17 protein-coding genes are annotated in these 23,864 nt (G+C 33.6%); 12 read left to right on the plus strand and 5 right to left on the minus strand.

Features of this window, described 5'->3' with window-relative positions:
- Positions 1–559 precede the first annotated feature (559 nt).
- From CHB81_RS09070 to CHB81_RS09115, 9 genes are all read left to right on the plus strand, one after another.
- Entirely contained in the window at positions 560–874 is a 315-nt protein-coding gene (locus CHB81_RS09070; protein WP_089351577.1) for a hypothetical protein, read from the plus strand.
- Between the two features lie 221 nt (positions 875–1,095).
- Positions 1,096–1,785: a hydrolase gene (locus tag CHB81_RS09075; protein WP_089351578.1), complete on the plus strand. Its 690-nt coding sequence runs from the start codon at positions 1,096–1,098 to the stop codon at positions 1,783–1,785.
- Between the two features lie 84 nt (positions 1,786–1,869).
- Positions 1,870–3,654, plus strand: coding sequence for an amidohydrolase (locus CHB81_RS09080; RefSeq protein ID WP_089351579.1), 1,785 nt, complete (start codon positions 1,870–1,872; stop codon positions 3,652–3,654).
- 3 nt (positions 3,655–3,657) lie between these two features.
- On the plus strand, positions 3,658–5,025 hold the full coding sequence (locus tag CHB81_RS09085; RefSeq protein ID WP_089351580.1) for an alginate export family protein: 1,368 nt from the start codon (positions 3,658–3,660) through the stop codon (positions 5,023–5,025).
- A 134-nt stretch (positions 5,026–5,159) separates the two neighbouring features.
- Positions 5,160–7,421 carry a CocE/NonD family hydrolase gene (locus tag CHB81_RS09090; RefSeq protein WP_089351581.1) on the plus strand — a complete coding sequence of 754 codons (2,262 nt, stop codon included), beginning with the start codon at positions 5,160–5,162 and terminating at the stop codon, positions 7,419–7,421.
- Between the two features lie 290 nt (positions 7,422–7,711).
- A complete protein-coding gene (locus tag CHB81_RS09100) occupies positions 7,712–8,272 on the plus strand; it encodes a 2'-5' RNA ligase family protein (RefSeq protein ID WP_089351583.1) in 561 nt (186 codons plus the stop codon).
- 229 nt (positions 8,273–8,501) lie between these two features.
- Complete coding sequence (locus tag CHB81_RS09105; RefSeq protein ID WP_089351584.1) at positions 8,502–9,425, plus strand: AraC family transcriptional regulator; 924 nt, start codon at positions 8,502–8,504, stop codon at positions 9,423–9,425.
- A gap of 477 nt (positions 9,426–9,902) precedes the next feature.
- Positions 9,903–10,628 (plus strand): SDR family oxidoreductase, encoded by a 726-nt coding sequence (locus CHB81_RS09110; protein ID WP_089351585.1) that lies wholly within the window; start codon positions 9,903–9,905, stop codon positions 10,626–10,628.
- Positions 10,629–10,868: 240 nt separating this feature from the next.
- Positions 10,869–11,633 (plus strand): SDR family NAD(P)-dependent oxidoreductase, encoded by a 765-nt coding sequence (locus tag CHB81_RS09115; RefSeq protein ID WP_089351586.1) that lies wholly within the window; start codon positions 10,869–10,871, stop codon positions 11,631–11,633.
- 160 nt (positions 11,634–11,793) lie between these two features.
- On the opposite strand, the gene CHB81_RS09120 is transcribed toward CHB81_RS09115, so the two are convergent.
- The 3 genes from CHB81_RS09120 to CHB81_RS09130 form a co-directional block, all read right to left on the minus strand.
- Complete coding sequence (locus tag CHB81_RS09120; protein ID WP_089351587.1) at positions 11,794–12,267, minus strand: PepSY-like domain-containing protein; 474 nt, start codon at positions 12,265–12,267, stop codon at positions 11,794–11,796.
- A gap of 79 nt (positions 12,268–12,346) precedes the next feature.
- On the minus strand, positions 12,347–13,045 hold the full coding sequence (locus CHB81_RS09125) for a LytTR family DNA-binding domain-containing protein (RefSeq protein ID WP_089351588.1): 699 nt from the start codon (positions 13,043–13,045) through the stop codon (positions 12,347–12,349).
- Positions 13,042–14,082: a sensor histidine kinase gene (locus tag CHB81_RS09130; protein WP_089351589.1), complete on the minus strand. Its 1,041-nt coding sequence runs from the start codon at positions 14,080–14,082 to the stop codon at positions 13,042–13,044. The genes CHB81_RS09125 and CHB81_RS09130 overlap by 4 nt, the downstream gene beginning before the upstream one ends.
- A gap of 165 nt (positions 14,083–14,247) precedes the next feature.
- On the opposite strand from CHB81_RS09130, the gene CHB81_RS09135 reads away from it, so the two are divergent.
- Genes CHB81_RS09135 through CHB81_RS09145 form a run of 3 tightly spaced genes read left to right on the plus strand, consistent with a single transcriptional unit; the run spans position 14,248 to position 20,005 of the window.
- Positions 14,248–15,630, plus strand: coding sequence for a TolC family protein (locus CHB81_RS09135; protein ID WP_089351590.1), 1,383 nt, complete (start codon positions 14,248–14,250; stop codon positions 15,628–15,630).
- A 12-nt stretch (positions 15,631–15,642) separates the two neighbouring features.
- The gene (locus CHB81_RS09140) at positions 15,643–18,927 is read left to right on the plus strand and encodes an efflux RND transporter permease subunit (protein WP_089351591.1); all 3,285 of its coding nucleotides are present in this window, start codon (positions 15,643–15,645) and stop codon (positions 18,925–18,927) included.
- Positions 18,917–20,005, plus strand: a complete 1,089-nt coding sequence (locus tag CHB81_RS09145; RefSeq protein ID WP_089351592.1) for an efflux RND transporter periplasmic adaptor subunit — start codon at positions 18,917–18,919, stop codon at positions 20,003–20,005. Before CHB81_RS09140 ends, CHB81_RS09145 begins: the two co-directional genes overlap by 11 nt.
- A gap of 241 nt (positions 20,006–20,246) precedes the next feature.
- On the opposite strand, the gene CHB81_RS09150 is transcribed toward CHB81_RS09145, so the two are convergent.
- Positions 20,247–22,898, minus strand: coding sequence for a hypothetical protein (locus tag CHB81_RS09150; RefSeq protein WP_089351593.1), 2,652 nt, complete (start codon positions 22,896–22,898; stop codon positions 20,247–20,249).
- A gap of 4 nt (positions 22,899–22,902) precedes the next feature.
- Positions 22,903–23,673 (minus strand): hypothetical protein, encoded by a 771-nt coding sequence (locus CHB81_RS09155; protein WP_141130381.1) that lies wholly within the window; start codon positions 23,671–23,673, stop codon positions 22,903–22,905.
- Positions 23,674–23,864: the final 191 nt, after the last annotated feature.

The raw sequence follows: 23,864 nt of genomic DNA on the forward strand, positions 1-23,864 counted from the left end.
CCAATAAAATATAATCTATTGTTTCCGATTTAGTTATAATTTTATTTTAACAAAAGTTTATTTTTTGTTGCACTAAGTCCATTAGCCCCTAAGTTACTAAGCCTTTAACCTATTGTTAATTTAAGCAAATAAACTTCTATCCCGAAGCTTTGGAACTAAGTCACTAAGATTTCTTGTTCTAGATTAAGTTGAAACTGTAATTTCTAAAATACATTTGTCAAGTAAATTATACGTTCTTTTTAAAAGCTACTAAGTTTTTATCCAAAATCTTCAAAAATAAGCCGCTAAGATTTCTTGTTCTAGATTAAGTTGAAACTGTAATTTCTAAAATACATTTGTCAAGTAAATTAAACGTTCTTCTGACAGCTAAAAAAAATGGAAACTTAGTCAGTTAAAAACTCAGAATCTTTTCTTATTCTAGATTAAGTTGAATTAGTTTGATAACTAATAAATTTGTCAAGTAAAATAGAAGTTCTGATAAGATCTAAAAAGATTAAAAAACTTAGTGTCTTAGAAACTTAGAATCTTTTTTTTTTAAAAGAACCTTAAAACAAAAACAATGAAAACATTTGAATTCTTAATACTCGGAAAAAACCAGCCTATTTTAGAGATCTTACTTAGATTGGTAAATGCATACGAAAATTGGAATGCAGTTGGCTTTAGTGATGAAAAGCTAGCGGAAGAATATTTTCAAAATCACAAAATCGATATTGTTCTGTTGAGTTCCGGAATCGAAGATCATGTCGAAAAAGAGTTTACCATTTTCTGCTTAAAACAGCAACCCAATGTCGAAGTAATAGAGCATTTTGGCGGCGGAAGCGGTTTACTAAAATCAGAAATAGAACACAGATTATATCTTAAAGGAAAAATTTAGGTACCCAATTTTTTCACATCAATGCCATTTCATTAACACATTTACGAAGATCGCCTAATCGTTGACGATATATCGTTAAAATCACTATTGCCTTTTTTTCAAAAATTCGTTATAAATCAACGCCTTACAAACAAGGCACTGCTTTTGAACGCAATAAACTGAAAATCAAACTGAATACAAATTTTAAAAACCTTTTTATTAACACACAAATTTACATTATCATGAAAAAATTAATCTTAACAACAGTTTTAGTAGTAGCAACATTTATCGGTTTTGCGCAAAAACCAAGTCCTGCATTATTAAGCCCAACAAACCATACTTTGGTTCTTATTGATTACGAAAGCCAAATGGCATTTGCAGTAGGAAGCACACCAATCGATCAACTTCGTAATAATACCGCTTTAGTAGCCGGAGCTTCAAAAATCTTTAAAGTTCCAACAATTGTAACAACAGTTGCCGAAAAATCATTTAGCGGACCTGTTTTCCGTGAAATCGAAGAGTTTTATCCAAAAGCAACTTCAAACTATATCGACCGTACTTCAATGAATACCTGGGAAGATGTTCCTGCTTACAAAGCAATCACTGAAAAAAGTAAAAAGAAAATCGTTTTTGGAGGTTTATGGACAAGCGTTTGTATCGTTGGTCCAACATTATCAGCAATCAGCGAAGGTTATGATGTGTATGTAATTACAGATGCAAGTGCAGACGTATCTAAAGAAGCACACGAAATGGCTATTACACGTATGGTTCAGGCAGGCGCTCACCCAATAACTTCATTACAATATTTACTGGAATTACAACGCGATTGGGCACGTCAGGAAACTTATGTTGCCGTTACTGATCTTGCAAAAAAATATGGTGGTGCTTATGGCGTAGGTATTCAATATGCGCACGAAATGCTTAAACACTAATTCATAGATTGTTCTTAATTGGTTACCTAAAGGGCTGTGCAGAGTCACAGCCCTTTTTATTACAAAACTCATAAAACCAAGATCATGAAACTAAAAACCATATTACCAGCATTACTTTTAATTCTCTCCCTCCCTATTTTCGCTCAAGGCAAAAGTGCTACACTTATCGTTCACCATGCTGTAATTCATACTCTTGATGATAAAAACACAATAGTTGAAGCTATGGCTGTCGCCGATGGAAAAATCCTGAAAACCGGAAAAAACAGCGACATTTTAAAACTAAAAAACAAAAATACAACCGTAATCGATGCCAAAGGAAAAGTGATCATTCCGGGAATATTTGATTCTCACATGCACATAATCCGCGGCGGAAGATTCTTTAATACCGAATTACGCTGGGACGGCGTTCGTTCCCTAAAAAGAGCTTTGGCAATGCTGAAAGAACAAGCACAAAGAACACCAAAAGGACAATGGGTTCGCGTTGTTGGCGGATGGAATGCCTATCAGTTTGAAGAAAAAAGATTACCAACTCTTGAAGAAATAAACGAAGCTACAGGAGATGTTCCTGCATTTGTACTTCACTTATACGGTCACGCTTATTTGAACAAAGCAGGTTTAGAAACCTTAAAAATTGATGCTAATACTCCAAATCCAAATGGCGGACTTGTAGAAAAAGATGCTGCCGGAAACCCAACGGGATTATTAGTTGCAGAACCAAATGCTTTTATTTTATACTCGACACTTTCAAAATTACCCGAATTAACTCCTGACGAAAAAGTAAATTCGACCAAACAATTTATGACCGAAATGAATCGTCTTGGCGTAACTGCCATTATTGATGCCGGCGGTGGATTTCAAAACTTTCCAGGTGATTATGGCGTAACAAACGGTTTATGCAAAGACAACGAACTTACGATAAGAATGCCCTATTATTTGTTTGCTCAAAAAGCAGGAAGCGAATTAAATGATTACTCCAAATGGGTTAGCACAGTAGAAATTGGCGAAGGCTGTGACGATCATGATGCCGATAAAGTAGAATATCACGCACAAGGCGCTGGAGAAAATCTGGTAATGAGTGCAGGAGATTTTGAAAATTTCGATAAACCAAGACCAGAATTAAGTCCGGCAATGGAAGGTCAGCTAAAAGAAGTTTTATCATTATTAGTAAAAAACAGATGGCCATTTAGAATCCACGCAACTTATAACGAAAGCATTACCCGTTTTTTGAATGTTATTGAAGATATTAATAAAGAAACGCCACTAAACGGACTTTTATGGTTTTTCGATCACGGAGAAACTGTTTCTGTAGAAAACTTACAACGTATAAAAGCTTTAAACGGAGGATTAGCAATTCAGCATAGAATAGCTTATCAGGGAGAAAGTTTTATCAAAAGATATGGTAAAACTGCTGCTGCAAATACAGTTCCGCTAAAGAAAATCCTCGCAATGGGAATCAAAGTTGGAATGGGAACTGACGGAACCCGTGTTGCCAGTTACAATCCGTGGGTTGGTTTATATTGGTTAACGACAGGAAAAACACTTGGAGGAACAAAATATATGCTTGACGAAAATATTCAGGACAGAACAACCGCTTTGAAATTATTTACTTGCGGAAGTGCTCAATTGATCAACTTAGAAAAAGATCGCGGAATACTGAAGGAAAACAATCTTGCCGATTTTGCAATTCTTTCTGATGATTATTTCAACACCGCAGAAGAGAAAATCCTAAATATTGAATCGAAACTTACAGTCGTAAACGGAAAAGTTGTTTATGCTGATAATGATTTTAGAACTTATGCTGCACCAACTCCAAAAGCAATTCCGGATTGGAGCCCTGTAAACTATTTTGGTGGATATCAAAAAAACTAAACTATGAAAACGCTATTCCGATTATTGTTGCTTTTGGGAATTATTTTTTCTGCAAATGCCCAACAAAGACCAGTTTTTCAGAAGCTGCGATATGACGATGATTTGACTTATCTGAAAGATTCTACCAGAAATCTGTACGAGAAAATCAAATATATTCCTTTAGGAAAGAACGACAACTATTACGCCACTTTTGGCGGCGAAGCAAGATTACAATACACTTATACCGTAAATGATAAATGGGGCGATGATTCTGATGAAGGCGACGGATATTTACTTTCCCGTTATTTGCTTCATGCAGATGTTCATTTGGGAATTTTCAGAACTTTTGTTGAATTGCAAAGCAGTTTGGCAAACAGTAAAATTGATCCAAGTCCGGTTGACGAAAACCAGCTGGATTTTCATCAGGCTTTTTTAGATATTGATTTTATAAAGAATGAAAATGAACGATTTACATTACGTTCCGGAAGACAGGAAATGTCATATGGTTCGCAGCGTTTAATAGCAGTTCGCGAAGGTCCAAACAGCCGACTTGCTTTTGATGCCGTTAAATTATTCTATAAAAAAACCAATTGGCAAACAGATGCTTTTTACACACATCCAATTGCCAATAAAATAGGAACTTTTAATGATGATTTCAATAAAAATGCTCAATTCTGGGGAAGTTATACTGTAATTCATAAAGTACCTTTCATACAAAATATCGATTTCTATTATTTAGGGTTATGGAAAAAAAGAGCCGTTTTTGACGATGCGATTGGCGAAGAAAACAGACAATCTATCGGAACCAGAATTTGGAAAAATAAAGGAAACTGGAAATATGATTTCGAAGGATTATATCAATTTGGAACCCTAAATCAGAAAACAATTTCAGCCTGGACACTTTCCTCTTTTGCCTGTTATACTTTCGAAAACATAAAATTCAATCCCGAAATTGGACTTAAAACCGAAATTATTTCAGGAGATAAACATTCTGATGATAATCATTTACAAACCTTTAATCCCTTGTATCCAAGAGGCGCTTATTTTGGATTAGTTGCTTTAATTGGTCCTTCCAATTTAATTGATATTCATCCCTCAATTAATTTTACTTTAACCGAAAAATTAGGACTTGGATTTGATTATGATATCTTTTGGAGACAATCTTTAAGCGATGGTTTATACGCTCCCAATATGCAATTATTGTATTCCGGAAAAGATACTACTGAGCGTTTTATAGGTTCTCAGTTAATTGCGAATTTAGATTATACTGCCAATGCTTTTCTATCCTTTACATTAGAAACCGGTTGGTTTGATGCAGGAGCATTCTTAAAAGAAGTTGGTACAGGAAAGGATTATTTTTATGCAGCTTTAACAGCACAATTTAAATTCTAATTTTAAAGAATCGCAGATTCAATTGATTTTTATTTCAATTAAAATTCAAAATGATACGCATCGATTAATAAGAAATTTATAGTAATTTTGAGAAGACAAATTTAGACCAATACCTCAAAAATAAATTTCCGGACATGAAAAAAAGTATCATTGCACTATTAGTCTGTTTCTGCTTTCAAATAGGAACTTCACAAAAAATATATTTCGATAAAAGCAATTATAAAGATAGCCTGACCATTAGTAAAAGCTTGCCTTTATTAGCAAAAAAATTATTACCGATTTACAAAAACGATAATAAAGCTACATTTTTAGACAGTTACGCAAGAATACAATTTGTTGCAGGAGATTACAAAGCAATGCAACAAACTTTTGTTACCTATTCACAAGAAATATTAGGCGACAGTATTGTAAATAAACCTCTTGGGTTTATCTATAAAACATATGCCGGAACAATTACAAAAGATCCAAAATCAAAAGCCGATTTTGAAACAATCTACACTTCCGAATTTTACAAATTATACAACGGTGTAGACAAAAGCGGAAAAAACTGGGCGGAAAGTTATTATGAAATAAAGTTTGATGAAATAAAAAGCAATTACGAATCTAAATTAAAAGCTGCTCAAGCAAACGACAGTATTAGTCTCGAAGATGCTGCTGTTTTATGCAGACATTATTCCCGATATTTTATTTATAGTAAAACACTTTCTATCGCCAACAAAATAATTGCAAAAATAGAAGCTGATACCTATTTCATTGACAAAAACATCATTATTACATTACCAAACGGAAGCACCGTTTCTGGTACTATGGTTAAAAAGAAAAATGTATCTGAGCCACAACCCGTTGTCATGAGATATAATATTTATGCCGGAAATGAATTAAGTCAATGCAAAGAAATTGCCAATATGGGTTATGTTGGTTTTGTGGCTAATACAAGAGGCAAACGTCTAAGTAATGATCAGATTGAGCCTTATGAACATGATGGCGATGATGCTTATCATATTTTGGATTGGATAAGTAAGCAATCCTGGTGTAATGGCAAAATAGGTTTATACGGCGGAAGCTATCTGGGGTTTGCACAATGGAGTGCCATGAAAAAAGTACATCCTGCCTTAAAAACAATTGTACCACAGGTTTCTGTTGGTGCAGGAATTGATTTTCCTATGCAAAATGGAATCTTTATGAGTTATTGTTTAAGATGGATTCATTTTGTCGCAAACAATAAATTAATCGATTTAAACGATTTTCAAAACAGTAAAAAATGGGATGAAGTTTTTGCCCAATATTATAAAACAGGCAGTAGTTTTAGAACTTTGGATCAAATAGAAGGTAATCCATCTCCGTTGTTTCAAAGATGGTTAGATCATCCCGTTTATGATAAATATTGGCAAGATATGACACCTCAAAAAGAAGCTTTTGCTAATATCAATATTCCTATTTTAACCACTACAGGATATTATGACGACGATCAGCTTGGTGCAATGTATTATTATAATCAATATCAGAAATACAATAAAACAGACAATTATTACCTAATCATTGGACCTTACGATCACGGAGGATCTCAAGGATCTCCAAAAAAAGAATTAGGAGGATACACCATAGATGAAGTCGCTATAATTCCGATAAATGCTATTGTTTTTCAATGGTTTGATTATATTTTAAAAGGCGCTAAACGTCCGGAGATTTTAAAGGATAAAGTAAATTTTGAAATCATGGGCAAAAACGAATGGAAAAGCGTTGCTTCTTTAGATAAAATGCACAATCAGGAACTTACTTTCTATCTCGCAAATAGTGATAAGAAATATTCACTGCAAAAAACAGCTCCTAAAAAAGCGACTTCTTTTGATCAGACTGTTGATTTTACAGATCGTTCTGAGATTAATATCTATACTGATGATTCTGTAAATGGTTTTCCAAGTGTAATAGATTCTATTATAAAACCCGAAAAGCAACTATTAGTTTTTGAAAGTGATCCTATCACAGAACCTTTAATTATTAGTGGTTCACTAAAAGCTTCTTTAAAAATAAGCATCAATAAAAAAGATATTGATTTACAAGTGCAGCTTTATGAAAAAACTGCTAATGGTAAATATTTTGCTTTAACCAATAATATACAAAGAGCGAGTCTTGCCAAAGACAGAACCAAAAGACAATTGTTAACGCCGAACAAAATTGAAACCATAGACATTAATCAAACCTTTATTATTTCGAAAGAATTACAAAAAGGAAGTTCAATTGTAATTGTGGTTGGTGCAAATAAAAATCCAAATTGGGAGGTTAATTATGGTTCAGGTAAAGATGTTAGTTCTGAAACAATTGCCGACGCCAAAGAGCCTCTTAAAATAAAATGGTACACAAACAGTTCTATTACGCTTCCAATTTTAAAACAATAAATAATGATCAACGATAAGAAAATAACTCGTGTATTCAAATTATTTTTAGGATGCCTGTTCGTGATTTTACTTTCATGGTTGTTATTTGTTTTGCTTGATAAATTTGATCTTTATGACAATGCTTTTGCACATTTCATATATTATATATCTTATTTTGCAGTTTTTATATCTTTTTATTTAGGAATTATATTATTCCTTTTTTTAATTTATTTAGTACTAAGAAAATTCATTTCAAAAAAGGTATAGATCTACATCTGAGCAAAACTATTTTCTAAGCAAATCAATATAAAATGGAAAAGAAATATTCTATTGTAATTCATCCTTCGCAAGCTGTAATTGATTCAATCAAAGCAATGAAAGAACTTTTGGCGCTTAAGGTTGGTTGGTTTAACAGCAAGAATTCTGTGGCACATATCACGATTTGCGAATTCACCATTGAAGAATCTCAAATCGATAAATTCAAACAGAAAATTATCAAAATCTGTGATACATTTACGCCTTTTCAGGTGCTTTTAGATCATTATGATTCTTATGATAGTGGCGCTTTTTTCATCGCTCCAAGTGAAGAATCAAAAGTGAATCTAAAACCCATAATGAAAAAAACGCAAGAGGCATTACAACTTTCAAACCTCACAAAAAGTAATGATCCTCATATTTCTATCGGACGAAGATTAACGCCCGAAAGTATTAAAATCGCTTCACAACTATTTACAACAATCGACATTGATTTTTTGTGTGATAATATTGTCCTGAGAGAATTTGATCCAATAAAGAAACAGTTTTTTGTAATTGACACTTTTTCTTTTGGCAGTAATCCTCAGCCCGAGCTTGTTCAGGGAAGTTTATTTTAACCGCAAGGTTCGCAAAGTTGCTTTTATTTAATCTCGCAAAGACGCAAAGTTTATTCCCTTTGCGTCTTTGCGACTTTGCGAGAAATAAGTTAGCGTTCTTAGCGTAAAACCCTAGCGCACTTTGCCGTTAAATTTAGACAACGTTACAAACCTGAAACAAAGAAAACCTAAAACTAAAAAAAACAATCTTTTATTTTTTCGTATATTTGAATTTTACAATTCCTTTCTCATGAAATCACTAGATTCATTTTACGAAGATATTACCAAAGGCACCACTGTCGAACCAAGTTCATTATTACCCAACGACATCAAAAAAGAAATAGGTCATTTTAATGTCTTTGATATAAAAGAGCTTTACGAAAGACTAAAAGAAAAGCCTGGAATGCCGTATGACCGAAGAGCTTATTACAAAATAAGTTTGATAAAAGGTAAAAACAAAGCCGAATATGCCGATAAAATAATCGAAATTGAAAAACAAGGGCTTTTATTTGCTACACCCAAAATTCCTTATAATTATCTGCCACAAGACATGAATCAGTCTGGGCAATTTTGTGTATTTACCGGCGAATTTTTATCTAAAAACAAAAGCGGAATTGACTTAGACGAACTTCCAATTTTTGCTTCAGATGGATATCCAATTTTTCAGCTTACAGATGAAGAAGTCGCCGAAGTAGAATTGATTTTCAATAAAATTAAAAAAGAAATCAACTCCGATTATATTTATAAATATGATTTAATCAGAAATTATGTTGCTGAGTTAATTCACTTTGGACAAAAATTGCAACCTATAGCGGCGTTGTATTCTAAACACAATTCGGCTACAAGAGTTTCTTCTTTATTTGCTGAATTACTGGAAAGGCAATTCCCGATAGAATCACCAAACCAACGTTTAGAACTTAGAACTGCCAAAGATTTTGCTGAGAGATTATCTGTTCATGTCAATCATTTAAACAAAGTTTTAAAGGAAAACACCGGAAAAACAACCACAGAATTAATCACTAACCGATTAACAAACGAAGCTAAGATCCTTTTAAAACAAACGGATTGGAACATCTCCGAAATCGCTTTTTCTTTAGGCTTTGAAGAATTAGCGCATTTCTCTAATTTCTTTAAAAAACAAACTTCTTTTACGCCTTTAGCATTCCGTTCTTAATTTTACATTATAGAATTTAGATTGTGTCCTTCTCCCGAAGCCCAATGTCATTAAGTTAAGGGAAAATCTATAAAATTACTTAACAGTTTAATCAAGAAAATAATTAGAAAAATCCGTTTTTATCAGCGTTTTCGCTTTAGCGAATCAGTAAAATCAGCGGATAATTTTGACGCGGATAAAACAGATTTACTTCGTAAAAACGCGGATAAAAACGGATTTTATTTGCAATAATTTTATTTTTTAAAAGCTTAACTTAATGACATTGCCCCAAGCCTCGGGACGCTCAGGAAGACATAAAATGAGAATTGGAATTTAGAATTTGATTTGATTTTTCAATTTGGAATTTATCCCGAAGCTTCGGGATTGGAATTTGAACTTCCCCTGATTTGAATTTCGCAAACATCGGTTTGATATTTACAACTCCCCATTCCTACTTCGCTCCTACCTTTGTACTATCAATTTAAAAGATCGAAAAAGATGAACTTATCAAACAACAAAATTTTAATAACTGGTGGTGCAAGCGGTATCGGACTTGGGCTTACCGAAAGATTTATACAAGAAAACAATACTGTAATTATCGTTGGTCGTCGTGAATCTGTTTTGGAAGAAGTTAAAGCAAAATTCCCAACTGTAATTACAAAAGTATGTGACTTAGCAGTTGAAGCAGAACGCATTGCACTTTATAAATGGATTGCAGAAAACCACAGCGACTTGAATGTTTTAATTAATAATGCAGGAATTCAAAAATGGGTTTCGGTTAATGATGCTGATTTCTACGAAAGTGCAAAAACCGAAATCGCAACCAATATTGAAGCACCATTGCATTTAACTTCATTATTCATTCAATTAAAATCACTGACTACTGTAATGAATGTAACATCTGGACTGGCATTTTCACCTTTTGCAAAAGTTCCGGTTTATTCGGCTACAAAAGCATTCTTCCGTTCGTTTACCTTAACACTTCGTCATTTATTAAAAGAGAAAAATATCGAAGTAATCGAAATTATTCCGCCGGCATTAAACACAGATCTTGGAGGTATTGGTTTGCATGACGCACATCCAAGTGTAGCTGATTTCATTGTATCAATTTTTGAACAATTAAAAGACGGAAAAAATGAACTTACTTTCGGAACAAGTGAAGCCAGATTAAATGCTAGCGCAGAAGATTTGAAAAATCATTTTAATACAATGCACTCGAATTAATAAGTTCAAACACATAGACACATAGATATTGTAAACTTAAAAAAGGTGTTTCACTTTGCATTAACCAATCCCGATGCTTCGGGACTATGTGTTAGAAACTAGGTTCTTTTTAATCTCTTTTTTAATTTCTAAATAAAAGAATCTATGTTTCTGCGTGTTTAATTTTTTTACACAGATTTTACAGATTAAAAGTTTCAGATCAACATTCTAACTTGAAACAAACTTAAAAACAAAAATAAAATGGCAGTAAATACAAAAATAGCTCTTGTTACAGGCGGTAGCAGAGGTTTAGGGAAAAACATGGCAATCGCAATTGCAAAAAAAGGAATCGATGTAATCATTACCTACAACAGTAAAAAAGAAGAAGCTGATTCGGTTGTCAAAGAAATCGAAAGTTTAGGGCAAAAAGCAGCTTCACTTCAATTGAACGTCGCAGATTCAGGAACATTTGATGGCTTTTTCGGAAGTGTTTCTGAGACTTTAAAAGACACTTTTAAAACTGATAAATTCGACTTTCTGATAAACAATGCCGGAATCGGAATTCATAATTCTTTCATTGGAACAACTGAAGCTGAGTTTGATCAATTGACTAATATTCAGTTTAAAGGACCATTCTTTCTAACGCAAAAAGCACTTAATGTAATGAATGACGGTGGCGGAATTGTAAATATTTCGACTGGTTTGGCAAGATTTTCTTTCCCAGGTTATGCGGCTTATGCTTCTATGAAAGGCGCTATTGAAACTTTGACAAAATATCAGGCAAAAGAATTGGGCGAAAGAAAAATCAGAGCAAATGTTGTGGCTCCGGGTGCAATCGAAACTGATTTTGGTGGCGGAGTTGTTCGTGACAACGAGCAAATGAATAAACAGATAGCTTCTGTAACCGCTTTAGGAAGAGTTGGATTACCGGATGATATTGGCGGAGTTGTTGCTTTTTTATGTACTGAAGAGGCACGTTGGGTAAATGCGCAACGCATAGAGGTTTCCGGAGGAATGATGTTATAATACTTGTGAGTTGTAAAAAGTTAAATGGCAATTCTCTTAAAAAAGTTAAATCTATCTGCTTTTGGATATCTACAACATACTAAATAAATCAAAACCCGACAAGTTTAAATAAACAGGTCGGGTTTCTCATTTTCAAATATATTGAATTAGTAAGTCTTTTTTAATCTTTCTGAACGATGACGTCAAAACCGCCATTTTTATCAAATACAACATCATAAAATTTGGAATCTTTTTCTACTCCAACTTCATAAGTTGTTTTGTTTTTATCATCTACAACCACGGCAACTTCACGAATGGCATTTGCCGGATAATTTTTCTTTAAATAACTTTGAGCTTTCTGCGGAAGCTTACTTAAGGGAATTTGTGTTTCAAAAGCTTTCAAAACTCCCAAGTTATCATAAACTGCTAACGATTCCGTATTTTCATTTGTTTTAAACTTTCCTTCGTATCTAATTTCATCATCATCATCTCCAACATATTTCAATGCCCAAACTGCAACTTTTCCCGGATATTCCTTTTGAAAAGTAAATAAAACTTTTTCCGGTGGTGTAACTACACTATTTGGAGCAACTTGACTTTGTGCTGATACAAGACAATTATAAAGAAGAATCAAAATTAAAAATGCTTTTTTCATTTGTCGATTTTTACATTATTAATATTTCTATTAAAATTACATTTTTTTTAACAGGAAAAAAGAACTTTTAAATAATATTTTATTTTTTTAATCTATCATATAATTCTCTTTTATAAGTAATACCTATTGGCAGCTTTTCATTTTTAATAATAACAAAATCTTTTTCGGTAACATCGATCTTATCCAGAGCCACAATATAAGATTTATGAATTCGCATAAAGTTCTTCTCTGGCAGGCATTTTTCAAGCTCACTTGTTGTAATCGATGCCAGATAAGTTCTTTTTATAGTGTGTAACTTCACATAGTTACCAAAACTCTGCGCAAACAAAAGCTGATCTAATTCTATATCCATAAAATAACCATCGACTTTCACACTTACCGAATTCACAATCGCTTCTTCTGTTTTTGCTTTTACAGTTTCACTAGCAAAAAAACGATCAACAGCCTTTAGGAACCTCGGAAAATAAATAGGTTTCAAAAGATAATCTATCACACCATAATCATAACTCTCAAGCGCATACTCAGAATAAGCAGTCGTTAGAATCGTTTTGGGATGTGTTGGAATAATCTTCAATAACTCCATTCCTGAAATCTCGGGCATATTGATGTCTAAAAACATCAAATCGACAGGATTCTCTCGTAAATAATCCATTGCCTCGATGCCATTATAGCCCTGAAAAACCAACTCTAACTGCGGATTTTGCTTGATATAATTCGCCAGCACATAATGCGCTGCCGGTTCATCATCTACAATTATACATTTTTTGGGTTCTTTCATTCTACAAACTTTTTCAATTGCAATTTCAAATCTACAATATAAGTATTTTTATCGTCCTGAATGTTCAATTTATAGTCTTTACCGTAAATCAGATTTAGACGTTCTATCGTGTTTTTTAAACCAATTTTAGTCGAAACTACTTCCGCTTTTTTAGTCGGGATTGAATTTACAAGATGAAGGTGCAATTGCCCTTTTTCCACCGTAATAAAAATTCTGACATAACATTTTTCAATCGCGCAAGTTCCGTGTTTAAAGGCATTTTCGATAAACGCAATTAATAGCATTGGCGAAATCTTATAGGCATTTTCATTATCGATTTTGCAATCATAAGTAATTTCACAACGATAACCAACGCGTTCTTTTTCAAGCTGAACATAACTGTTTATAAACTCCAGTTCATCTTCCAGCGAAACACATTTTTTGTTATTACTTTCGAGCTGATATCGCATTAATTGCGAAACTTTCATAATCAAATCCGGCGTTCTTTCGGGAAACTCCAGACTAATTCCGTAAAGCGTATTAAAGGTATTGAATAAAAAATGCGGATTGAGTTGTCCTTTCAAAGAATTCATCTGCATTTCGTTAAACAATAACGTTTCATCTGTTTTTTTTCTGTGAATTCTATAGAATTTAAAAACAATTATCGGACTCAAAATACAAACCAAAGTTCCTAAAACACTTGCCAATTGGTAGACATAACTTCGTTGATGCGAGTTTTGATACAAGCGACAATTGCTAAACATATCAAACTTTGTAATTTCATACAAAATGAGTGAAAACACAAATACTCCAAAAAGCGTTAAGAATGTATATGTTAAAGGACGTTGGGTTTTAAAAAGAATCGGCAATAGAAAAAATCGGTTAAATTGGGCATGCATATATAGGATACAGTAAAAAAATATCCCCATTAAAATGGATATGAAAGAACTAAATAACATCCAGTCATTTTTTAATGTATAGATTGTAAATGAAAAGGCAACAACGGCAATTTCCTGCCACCACTTGTTGTCCAATATGTTATCAAATTTTTTGTTCATTTTTAAAACTTAAATAGTTTACAAATTAACCACTAATTTTTAGTTTTCATTTCCATTAAATGACAAATTCAATTGGTCATTTATAACCGTATTACATCATTTAAGAAGGCTTTTATCCGCATAAGAGAAATAATTTTGGGAGATCAAATTCATACCACTAATTTTATGTACTTCAAAAAAATTACTTTGTTAGTTTTCTTGATTTTTGCTTGCGGTAGTTATGCACAAACCTTGTCTTTAAAAGAAGCTATTAAAACAGGTTTAGAAAACTACGGTTCTATCAAGGCAAAAAGCAATTACGCCAATGCATCGCGCGAAACGCTCAAACAGTCAAAGCGCGATTACCTGCCAAATCTTAACTTATCGGCACAACAAGATTACGGAACCATCAATGGGCAAAATGGCGCTCTTTATGGTTTTAATGGTTTAGGAACTGCTTCTTCCGGACCTGCATTGCCAGAACAAAACTGGAACTCTGCCTTTGGTGCTTTGTATTTAGTCAACATGAACTGGGATTTTTTCACCTTTGGAAAAACTCAGGAGAAAATTAATTTGGCTAAAATCGATATTCGAACCAAAGAAAACGATTTAAAACAAGAACAATTTCAACAAGAAATTAAAATTTCTGCTGCTTACCTAAATTTATTGGCAAGTCAAAGATTACTGATTTCACAGCAAAAGAATTTAAGCCGTGCAGAGGTTTTCAAGAAAACTGCCGTTGCACGAGTTAAAAACGGATTATTGGCAGGCGTAGATTCTACTTTGGCTACAGCCGAAGTTTCTAAAGCTAAAATTGCGTTGAACCTTGCTAAGAATTTCGTCAAAGAGCAAAACAACAAATTAGTTGATCTAATGGGCGTTGCTCCTCAGGATTTTATTACAGATACTTTATTTGTAAACCAAATCCCAAAAGAAATTTTGACCGGAATCGCTTCAGACAGTCTGCATCCATTACTTCAATATTATAAAACGAAGATTGATTACAGCAATCAGCAAACTAAATTATACAAACGTTTTTATTATCCAACCATGAGTGCATTTGGTGTTTTACAAACGCGTGCTTCAGGATTCAATAACGATTATATTACGGATCAAAATTCTTTCAGCCGAAATTACTGGGATGGCGTAAATCCGGATCGTACCAATTATTTAGTCGGAATTGGAATTAGCTGGAACCTAACCACTCCTTTTAGAGCAAGCAAACAAGTAAGTGCACAAAAGTTTGTATCGCAAGGTCTGCAAGAAGAATACAATCAGGCTGACAGAGAATTAAAGTCACAATTGGCATTGGCCGATGATAAGATAAAAATCACGCTTGACAACTTTGCCGAAGCACCAATTCAGGTTGATGCCGCAAAAAAAGCTTATTTGCAAAAATCTACTTTGTACAAAAACGGACTGACTGATTTAACAGATATCACGCAAACTTTATATACACTAAATCGTGCCGAAATTGACCGTGATATTGTAAACAATAATGTATGGCAATCCTATTTGCTAAAAGTAGCCGCAACGGGCAATTTTGACTTATTTATAAATGAATTTTAATTATAGATCCTAATGAATTTAATACGTTTTGCACTCCGCAAACCCATCTCCATATTAGTATTGGTTGCGGGTCTATTTTTCTTCGGAATTGGTGCCATCCAAGACATTAAGGTAGATATTCTGCCAAAAATGAACTTGCCGGTTATCTATATTGCGCATCCTTTTGGAGGTTATACGCCAGACCAGATGGAAGCTTATTTTGCTAAGACTTACGTCAACATTTTACCTTTTGCCAACGGTGTAAAATCGGTAGAAACCAAAAATATCCAAGGGTTAATGATCATGAAATTAACCTATTATGAAAACACAAATATGGCTCAGGCTGCTGCCGAATTAAGTTCACTCTCGAACAGAATCCAAGCGGCATTTCCTCCGGGAACCCAACCTCCTTTTATTATTCGTTTTGATGCTTCTTCATTGCCAATTGGACAATTGGTTTTGAGCAGTAAAATCAGATCAAATAATGAATTGCAGGATTTAGCCAACGTTTATGTTCGTGCTTCGTTTACTTCGATTCCCGGTTTACTTTCTCCGGCACCCTTTGGCGGAAGCCCAAGAACTATTGAGGTTAACGTAGATCCTGATTTATTGCGTTCGCATAATATGACACCGGATCAAATTGTAGAAGCAATTCGTATCAACAATCAAACTGCTCCATCAGGAAATGTTAGAATGGGCGATATCAACTACATTACTCCAACAAACAACACGATTAAGGAAGTTAAGGATTTTGAAAATATTCCTTTGTTTAAAGGAAGCGTTCAAAACTTAAAATTAGGCGATGTTGCCACTGTAAAAGATGGTGCAGATATTACACAAGGTTATGCTTTGGTAAACGGAAAACGTTCGGTTTATATTAGTATTGCAAAAGCCGGAGATGCTTCGACCTGGGATGTGGTTCAGAAATTAAAAGCGGAACTTCCTAAAATTCAAAGCACATTACCCGAAGACGTAAAATTATCTTATGAATTTGACCAGTCCGTTTATGTAATTAACTCTGTAAAAAGTTTGATTACAGAAGGTATTATTGGAGCAGTTTTAACCGGATTAATGGTTTTACTTTTCCTTGGTGACAGACGTGCGGCTTTGATTGTAATCTTAACCATTCCTATTTCTATTATTTCTGGGGTTTTATTCCTAAAATTATTCGGGCAAACCATCAACTTAATGTCTTTAAGCGGATTGGCTCTTGCAATTGGAATTCTGGTAGATGAAAGTACCGTAACAATCGAAAACATTCACCAGCATCTTGATATGGGAAAACCCAAAGCACTCGCCATTTGGGACGCTTGTCAGGAAATTGCTTTGCCTAAATTATTGATCTTACTTTGTATTTTGGCAGTATTTGCTCCAGCATTTACGATGGTCGGAATTCCCGGAGCGTTGTTCTTGCCTTTGGCTTTAGCGATTGGATTCTCAATGGTAATTTCGTTTTTACTTTCTCAGACTTTTGTGCCCGTAATGGCAAACTGGTTAATGAAAGGTCATGAAAAACATGCACATGGTCCTGAAATTACAGATGATGAAGCAGAATTTAACGATTGCGGATTAACACCGGAATCTGAAAAAGATTTGATCACACAGAAAAAAGGTTATGTAGAAAGAGACGACACAAATAATAACGGAAAAATTGGTGCTTTCGAGCGCTTTAGAATCCGTTTTATGCGAACGCTGGATCGTTTGTTCCCTTATAAAAAAGCAGCCGGTATAACGTATCTAATTGTAATTACGCTTCTAGCGGTTGTCTTTATTAATTTTATTGGAAAAGATGTTTTCCCAAAAGTAAATTCAAGTCAGTTTCAATTAAGAATGCGCGCTCCTGACGGAACTCGTTTAGAACGTACCGAAGAAAAAGCAATTGTAGTTTTGAAAGAATTGCAAAAAATGGTGGGTAAAGAACATATCGGAATCTCGTCTGTATATGTGGGTCAGCACCCGTCGCTGTTCTCAATTAACCCAATTTATTTGTTCATGGCAGGTTCGCATGAAGCAGTGTTTCAGGTGAGTTTAAAAGAATATCACGTAGATATGGATGACTTTAAAGATGCCTTTAGAGCCCGAATTAAAAAAGCACTTCCGGATGTAAAACTATCTTTTGAGCCAATTGAACTTACAGATAAAGTTCTAAGTCAGGGATCACCTACTCCAATCGAAGTTCGAATTGCCGGAAAAGACAAAAAACGAAATGAGTTATATGCCAATCAAATTGTCGAGAAACTAAAGAAAATCTCTTATTTCAGAGACGTACAAATTGGTCAGCCTATTCATTATCCAGCCATGAATATTGATATCGACAGAACTCGTGCAGCCGAACTAGGCGTTGACATGAACGACATATCACGATCACTTGTAGCTTCGACCTCATCGTCAAGATATACTGAGAAAAATACCTGGGTAGACGAAAGAGCCGGATTATCATACAACGTTCAGGTACAAGTACCTCTGAACAAAATGAAAAGCAAAACCGATATTGGAGAAATTCCGGTATTGAAGAATTCGCTTCGTCCTGTTTTGAGCGACGTTGCCAAAATTACACCAGCTTATGTAAGCGGTGAAAATGACAATTTAGGGGCTATGCCATACATTACCGTTACAGCAAACATCAACCAGACCGATTTGGGGACGGCAGTAAAAGATGTAGATGCAACGATAAACTCATTGGGAGAATTACCACGTGGGTTATTCATTACTCCTATTGGTATGAGTAAAGTATTGGTAGAAACATTAAGCAGTTTACAAGTTGGTTTATTGGTTGCCATCTTTGTAATCTTCTTAATGTTAGCCGCTAATTTCCAGTCGTTCAAAGTTTCGTTGGTAATTTTAACCACAGTTCCTGCGGTAGTTTTAGGAGCGTTATTAATGCTTACCATTACTGGTTCAACGCTAAACTTACAATCGTATATGGGAATCATTATGTCTGTTGGGGTTTCAATTGCAAATGCCGTTTTATTGGTTACCAATGCTGAGCAGCTTCGAAAACGAAACGGAAACGCATTAGAATCGGCACGTGAAGCTGCGGCGTTGCGTCTTCGTCCAATTATCATGACTTCTGTGGCGATGATTGCCGGAATGTTGCCAATGGCAATTGGTCACGGCGAAGGTGGCGATCAGGTTTCTCCCTTAGGTAGAGCCGTAATTGGTGGATTATTATTTTCGACCTTTGCAGTATTGCTTATCTTGCCATTAATTTTTGCATGGGCACAAGAAAAAACAACAACACAATCTGTTTCTTTAGATCCTGAGGACGAAGAAAGCATCCATTATATCTCATCATTAAATCCAAAAAATGAAAAATAAAATTATACAATCGACCGCATTATTGTTTGTAGCCGTATTTTTTCTAACCGGTTGTAATTCTAAAAAAGAAGAAGCTCCTGTTGCAGAAATTGAACCTAAAACAGAAACAATTTCTTTAGAGAAAGAAAAACTAAGTACAGAATTGCGTTTACCAGCCGAAATAACTGGTTTTCAGCAAGTAGATTTATATGCGAAAGTAAGCAGTTTTGTAAAATTACTGAAAGTAGATATTGGTACCAAAGTAAAAAAAGGACAGCTTTTGATCGTTCTTGAAGCACCGGAAATCAGCTCACAACTAGCTGCTGCCGAATCTAGACTAAAATCGATGGAAGCTATTTATGCAACGAGCAAAAGCACCTACAACCGTTTGTTCGAAACTAGCAAAGTTGAAGGAACTATTTCTAAAAATGATTTAGAAATGGCAAACGGAAAGAAAAACTCAGATTACGCACAATATCAGGCTGCAGTTGCAGCTCACAAAGAAGTATCGATTATGAGAGGTTACCTTGAAATTCGTGCTCCTTTTGACGGAGTTGTAGCAGCAAGAAACGTGAATTTAGGAACATTTGTTGGTCCGGCAGGAAAAGGTTCAGATTTGCCTTTATTGACGATTCAGCAACAAGATAAATTGCGTTTGGCAGTTTCTGTACCGGAATTGTACACTGGATATTTACACAATGGCGACGAAATGAGTTTTAACGTAAAATCATTGCCTGAAAATTTCAAAGCAACAATCACAAGAATGTCCGGAGCATTAGATTTAAAACTACGTTCTGAACGTGTAGAAATGGACGTTCACAACACAAAAGGAGATTTATTGCCAGGAATGGTTGCCGAAGTTCTTTTACCGCTTAACGCAAAAGACAGCACATTTGTAGTTCCAAAATCGGCTTTGGTGAGTTCTGCCGAAGGCATGTTTGTGATTAAAGTAGTAAACCACAAAGCAATGAGAGTTGATGTGAAAAAAGGAAGAGAAATCGACGATAAAATTGAAATCTTCGGAGATTTGAACCTTAAAGATAAACTGGTAAAAATTGCCAGCGAAGAAACTAAAGAAGGCGATATCATAAACGAATAACCTGCGTTTAGCTTTCGATAGGAGTTTACCAAAAACTGTACGCAATTATTAAATGTGGCATTTTAAATCAGAAATGGTTTAGAATGTAAATCAAAATTTACCTAAAAGGGCGGTGCTATAGGTGCCGCCCTTTTTTTGTTTTAGTAAGTTTGGAAGGTTTTGGGAGTTTCACAGAGATTCGCTAAGATAGCACGGAGGTTCGCGAAGTTTTTTTAGGCTTGCGAATTAATCTCACAATCTCTTAAAACTTGAGATATACTAAATAACCAACTTGAAACTCACCATATCCATTGGTTTCCCAATCAGATGTATTTGTATAACGATACCTAAAGAAAAACTTATTATCGCCTTTTGGTGAAGGTGTATAGTAAGTACCTAGTTCAAAACGATGCAACCATTTTGATGTAAGCTTTTGGTTGTCTACAAATTCTTTTTCTGAACTTACAGTATAAAACTCTTCATTATTGGGTACAATGGTCTTAAAAGGTCTGAATCTAAAATAAGCACCAAAACGTTCTTCGGGTCTAATTCTTAAAATAAAATCTGGATATGCTCTTATCATATTAACGTTTTTATCAAATCGCTTGGTTACATCAGTTGCCAATGTATCTACTACATTTACTCTTCCATAATGTATACCAGCATTCAACTCAATACGTGCTTTGAGTAACGGAAAATCGAAGGAAGCTATATTCAAGTCAGCACCTACGGAAGTGTTTTCATACTTAATCATGTCTAAAAAAGTGACATATCTATCTGGACGATAATCATTATTCACATAACGATCTGCATATTTGACCTGTAATTGCCTGTTTTCATCACCTATTTTGGCCCAGGTTAGATTAAAATTGATATAATTAACGATACCCAAATTAGAACTTCTTCCTACCCCCAATACCATTCTTTTTGTCCAAAGTGGAATGTTTTTTTCAATTTCAAATTGCAACAATCCGTTCGGATTTCCTTCCTTCAGACCTAAAAAATCACTATAGATATTAACGTTTAATATTTTTGACGAGGTTTCCTTTTTCAACTCAACAGCGTTGCTTCTGGCAAAATCGTCAGATGGTAAACTCACCACTTGATCTTTGGGACTAAAATCTAATCGGTCGTTTTGATGTCGTTGAACATATAGTGTTATGACATTCGTTACAGGCAGGGAGAATATTTTTTCAGCCCCTTCAAAAGCGTATAAGGTATATTTATGTAAATCGGCAAAATCTGACTTTGAGCTAAACCCTATTGGAAATTCATTTTCAAATTTTAATTCTTTGCCTATAATATTGTTGAAAATTTCCTTCACGATGCGTTCATTATAGAAGTTTTCTAGCATTTCTTTTATTGAGGATTGATTAACATCACTATTTCTATTATCTTTTTTTTCTATTGAATTAGATACTTTTAAATCATCAATAACATAATAAACAAGACTTTCATCAATAACTGGAAGCTCAGCTTTTCCTACAGCTGTTATATGCTCTATAAAACCGTCATTAATGTCAATTTCAATCGTTTCAACTTTGAAATTCCATAATGGTAATTTTTTGATTTCTAATTTTTTTGTTGAAATATAAATATCAATTAGGTTCTGTTTAGTTATAATATTTGTTTTTTGATTTCTTATACGTTGTTCCAAATCTTTCTTACTGTTTCTTAACGAATCCAAACTTTTTTTCTTTCCAACGAGAATTTCTCCAAATGTCTTAGTATTTTCAATAATGTTTGATAATTTTTGATTATTATTGAGAATTGTGATTTGATTTTGTTGTGCATTATAATTAGCTAATGCGTTATTAAGACTCTTCAACAATTCCTCTTGTTTTATCACTGAAGGATCATTAGGTGTATCTTTTTTTAAACTTTCTAAAGTTTTTGCTTGTTCATTAATCTGAGATTCAACTTCACCAATTCTTGCATCAATTGATTTTTTTTGGTTATTATAAGCCTCTAAATTTGTACTAATTAGACTTGCTTCCTTTAGTTTTAATTCATCATTTTTTACAGTTTCCTCAAGTGTTCTAATTAATTTTTCGACATCATTTTTAGAAATATTAAGTAAATTAAAACTATCATTTAGCATTGTTAATTCAGTTTTCATTGATTGGTATTCTTTTAACACACCGCATCGAATCAAGTTCTCAAATTCATAAACATTATAAAGCTCTTTTAATTTTTTTTCTGCATAATGTTTAAATTTTACTTTGGCTCTATAAGTTCCTGGACCTTTGGTGTTTTTATAAAAATCAGAGAATAATTTGTTTTTTGTTTCAAACTTATTTACATATCCCATAAATTTATCTCCATTTTCTTTATTATCTTTATTGAAAATAGAATCCCTCAAATCTTTTGCACGTTTAGTAAAATAAACATCAGCATCAATTCCTTCAATATTCTTTTTAGCAATTGTAGTGTTTAAAGAATATTTTAACACACCTGCAACAGGCTCTGTATCGTACGCAAAAGCAGTAATGACTAATGCGTTAAAAAATTGATAAATGTTTCTGACATCCTGAACTGCAATTTTCTGTTCTTGAGAGATGGGGCTATCCTTTAAATTCGTTATACGCTCTTTTATAATGCCATAGGTGTTTTCAACATCATTATCTTTTATGCTGGTAATTGCATCAGTAAGATTTTTTCCAAAAGAAATTTCGGTAAAAGGGAATACTTGGAAACTTATTTCCTTACCATCGTTATTAATCAAGACCTCATCTTTAGCGTTTTTTAATGTAAATGTTAAATTATTGACTGAACTTGCAGCAGCATAAATCATAATAGTTTCTGTTTTATCCTTATCTGGATCTGTAACAGAATAATTATAGGGCTGTATTTGTTTTTGGGCATGTAAACCAAATACTATAAACAAAAAAAGAAGGTGTAATTTTAGTTTCATAAAATCAGTTTTGGTGAGTTAGATTAAATTGTAGTATGCGCTCATTACTTTCTTCAGTAATTGACACTTTACCAGATAAGGTAGTTCCATTTAAATTTAAAAGGTCACTAGTAATATTTACTATCGAGGATAAATTGGTGCCATTTCTATTCAGTATTTTACCCGATATCAAATTCCCTGTGTTAATATTTCCTTGTAAAACCACTATATTATCCTCATCATCTTCTTCAACAAGAAACATGAATTTTCCTTGATAATCTATATATCCTGTACAGGTAACGCTTTTTAAAAATTCATTATCGACGGTGTAAATATTTAGTTCCCCTTTATAAAATCCGTTTAGAATGTGGTCAGAAATAGCATCATTAAAATTTAAAATCGATACAATAACATTGCTTTCTGAAAACAGCAGGTTTGTTTGTTCCATTGTAATATCGGTCTGGCTTTCATTTTTGCTTAAATTTAAAATATCCCCTCTCTCAATAAATGAAAGATTATTATAGTTTTTTTCATTGTTATCGAATGCTAGTACAATAAATTCTCCTGAAATATCGGAGGCACCTATATTCTTTAAAATTAAACTATTATTATAAGGAATAATAGAGTTAGTGTTTTCTGATTGTTGAGAAAAATCAAAGCTAATTCTATTGGGAATGACGTAAGAGTATTTTTTAGGTGTTAATTCAGGCTCTAAATACGTATCATTTTGACAAGAACTAAAAAAGACGCATAACGATAGAAAAAACATATTAATATACAGATGACTTTTACGCATAAATTGATTGATTAAGGTTAGTAATAATAACTTCCAATATTGGAATTATAAACAGCTATCATTTAGTTGATGTAAATAGAAATAAATTCATAAAAAAATAACAATTTGTAACACTATATCTTAAAAAAATGAAATCATAAAGAATCATTTTAGATGGTACTCAATTCACAAGATTGCAACGGACAGCAGAA

Origin of the sequence: Flavobacterium sp. ov086 (assembly GCF_900187965.1) — a bacterium.
Classification (GTDB): domain Bacteria; phylum Bacteroidota; class Bacteroidia; order Flavobacteriales; family Flavobacteriaceae; genus Flavobacterium.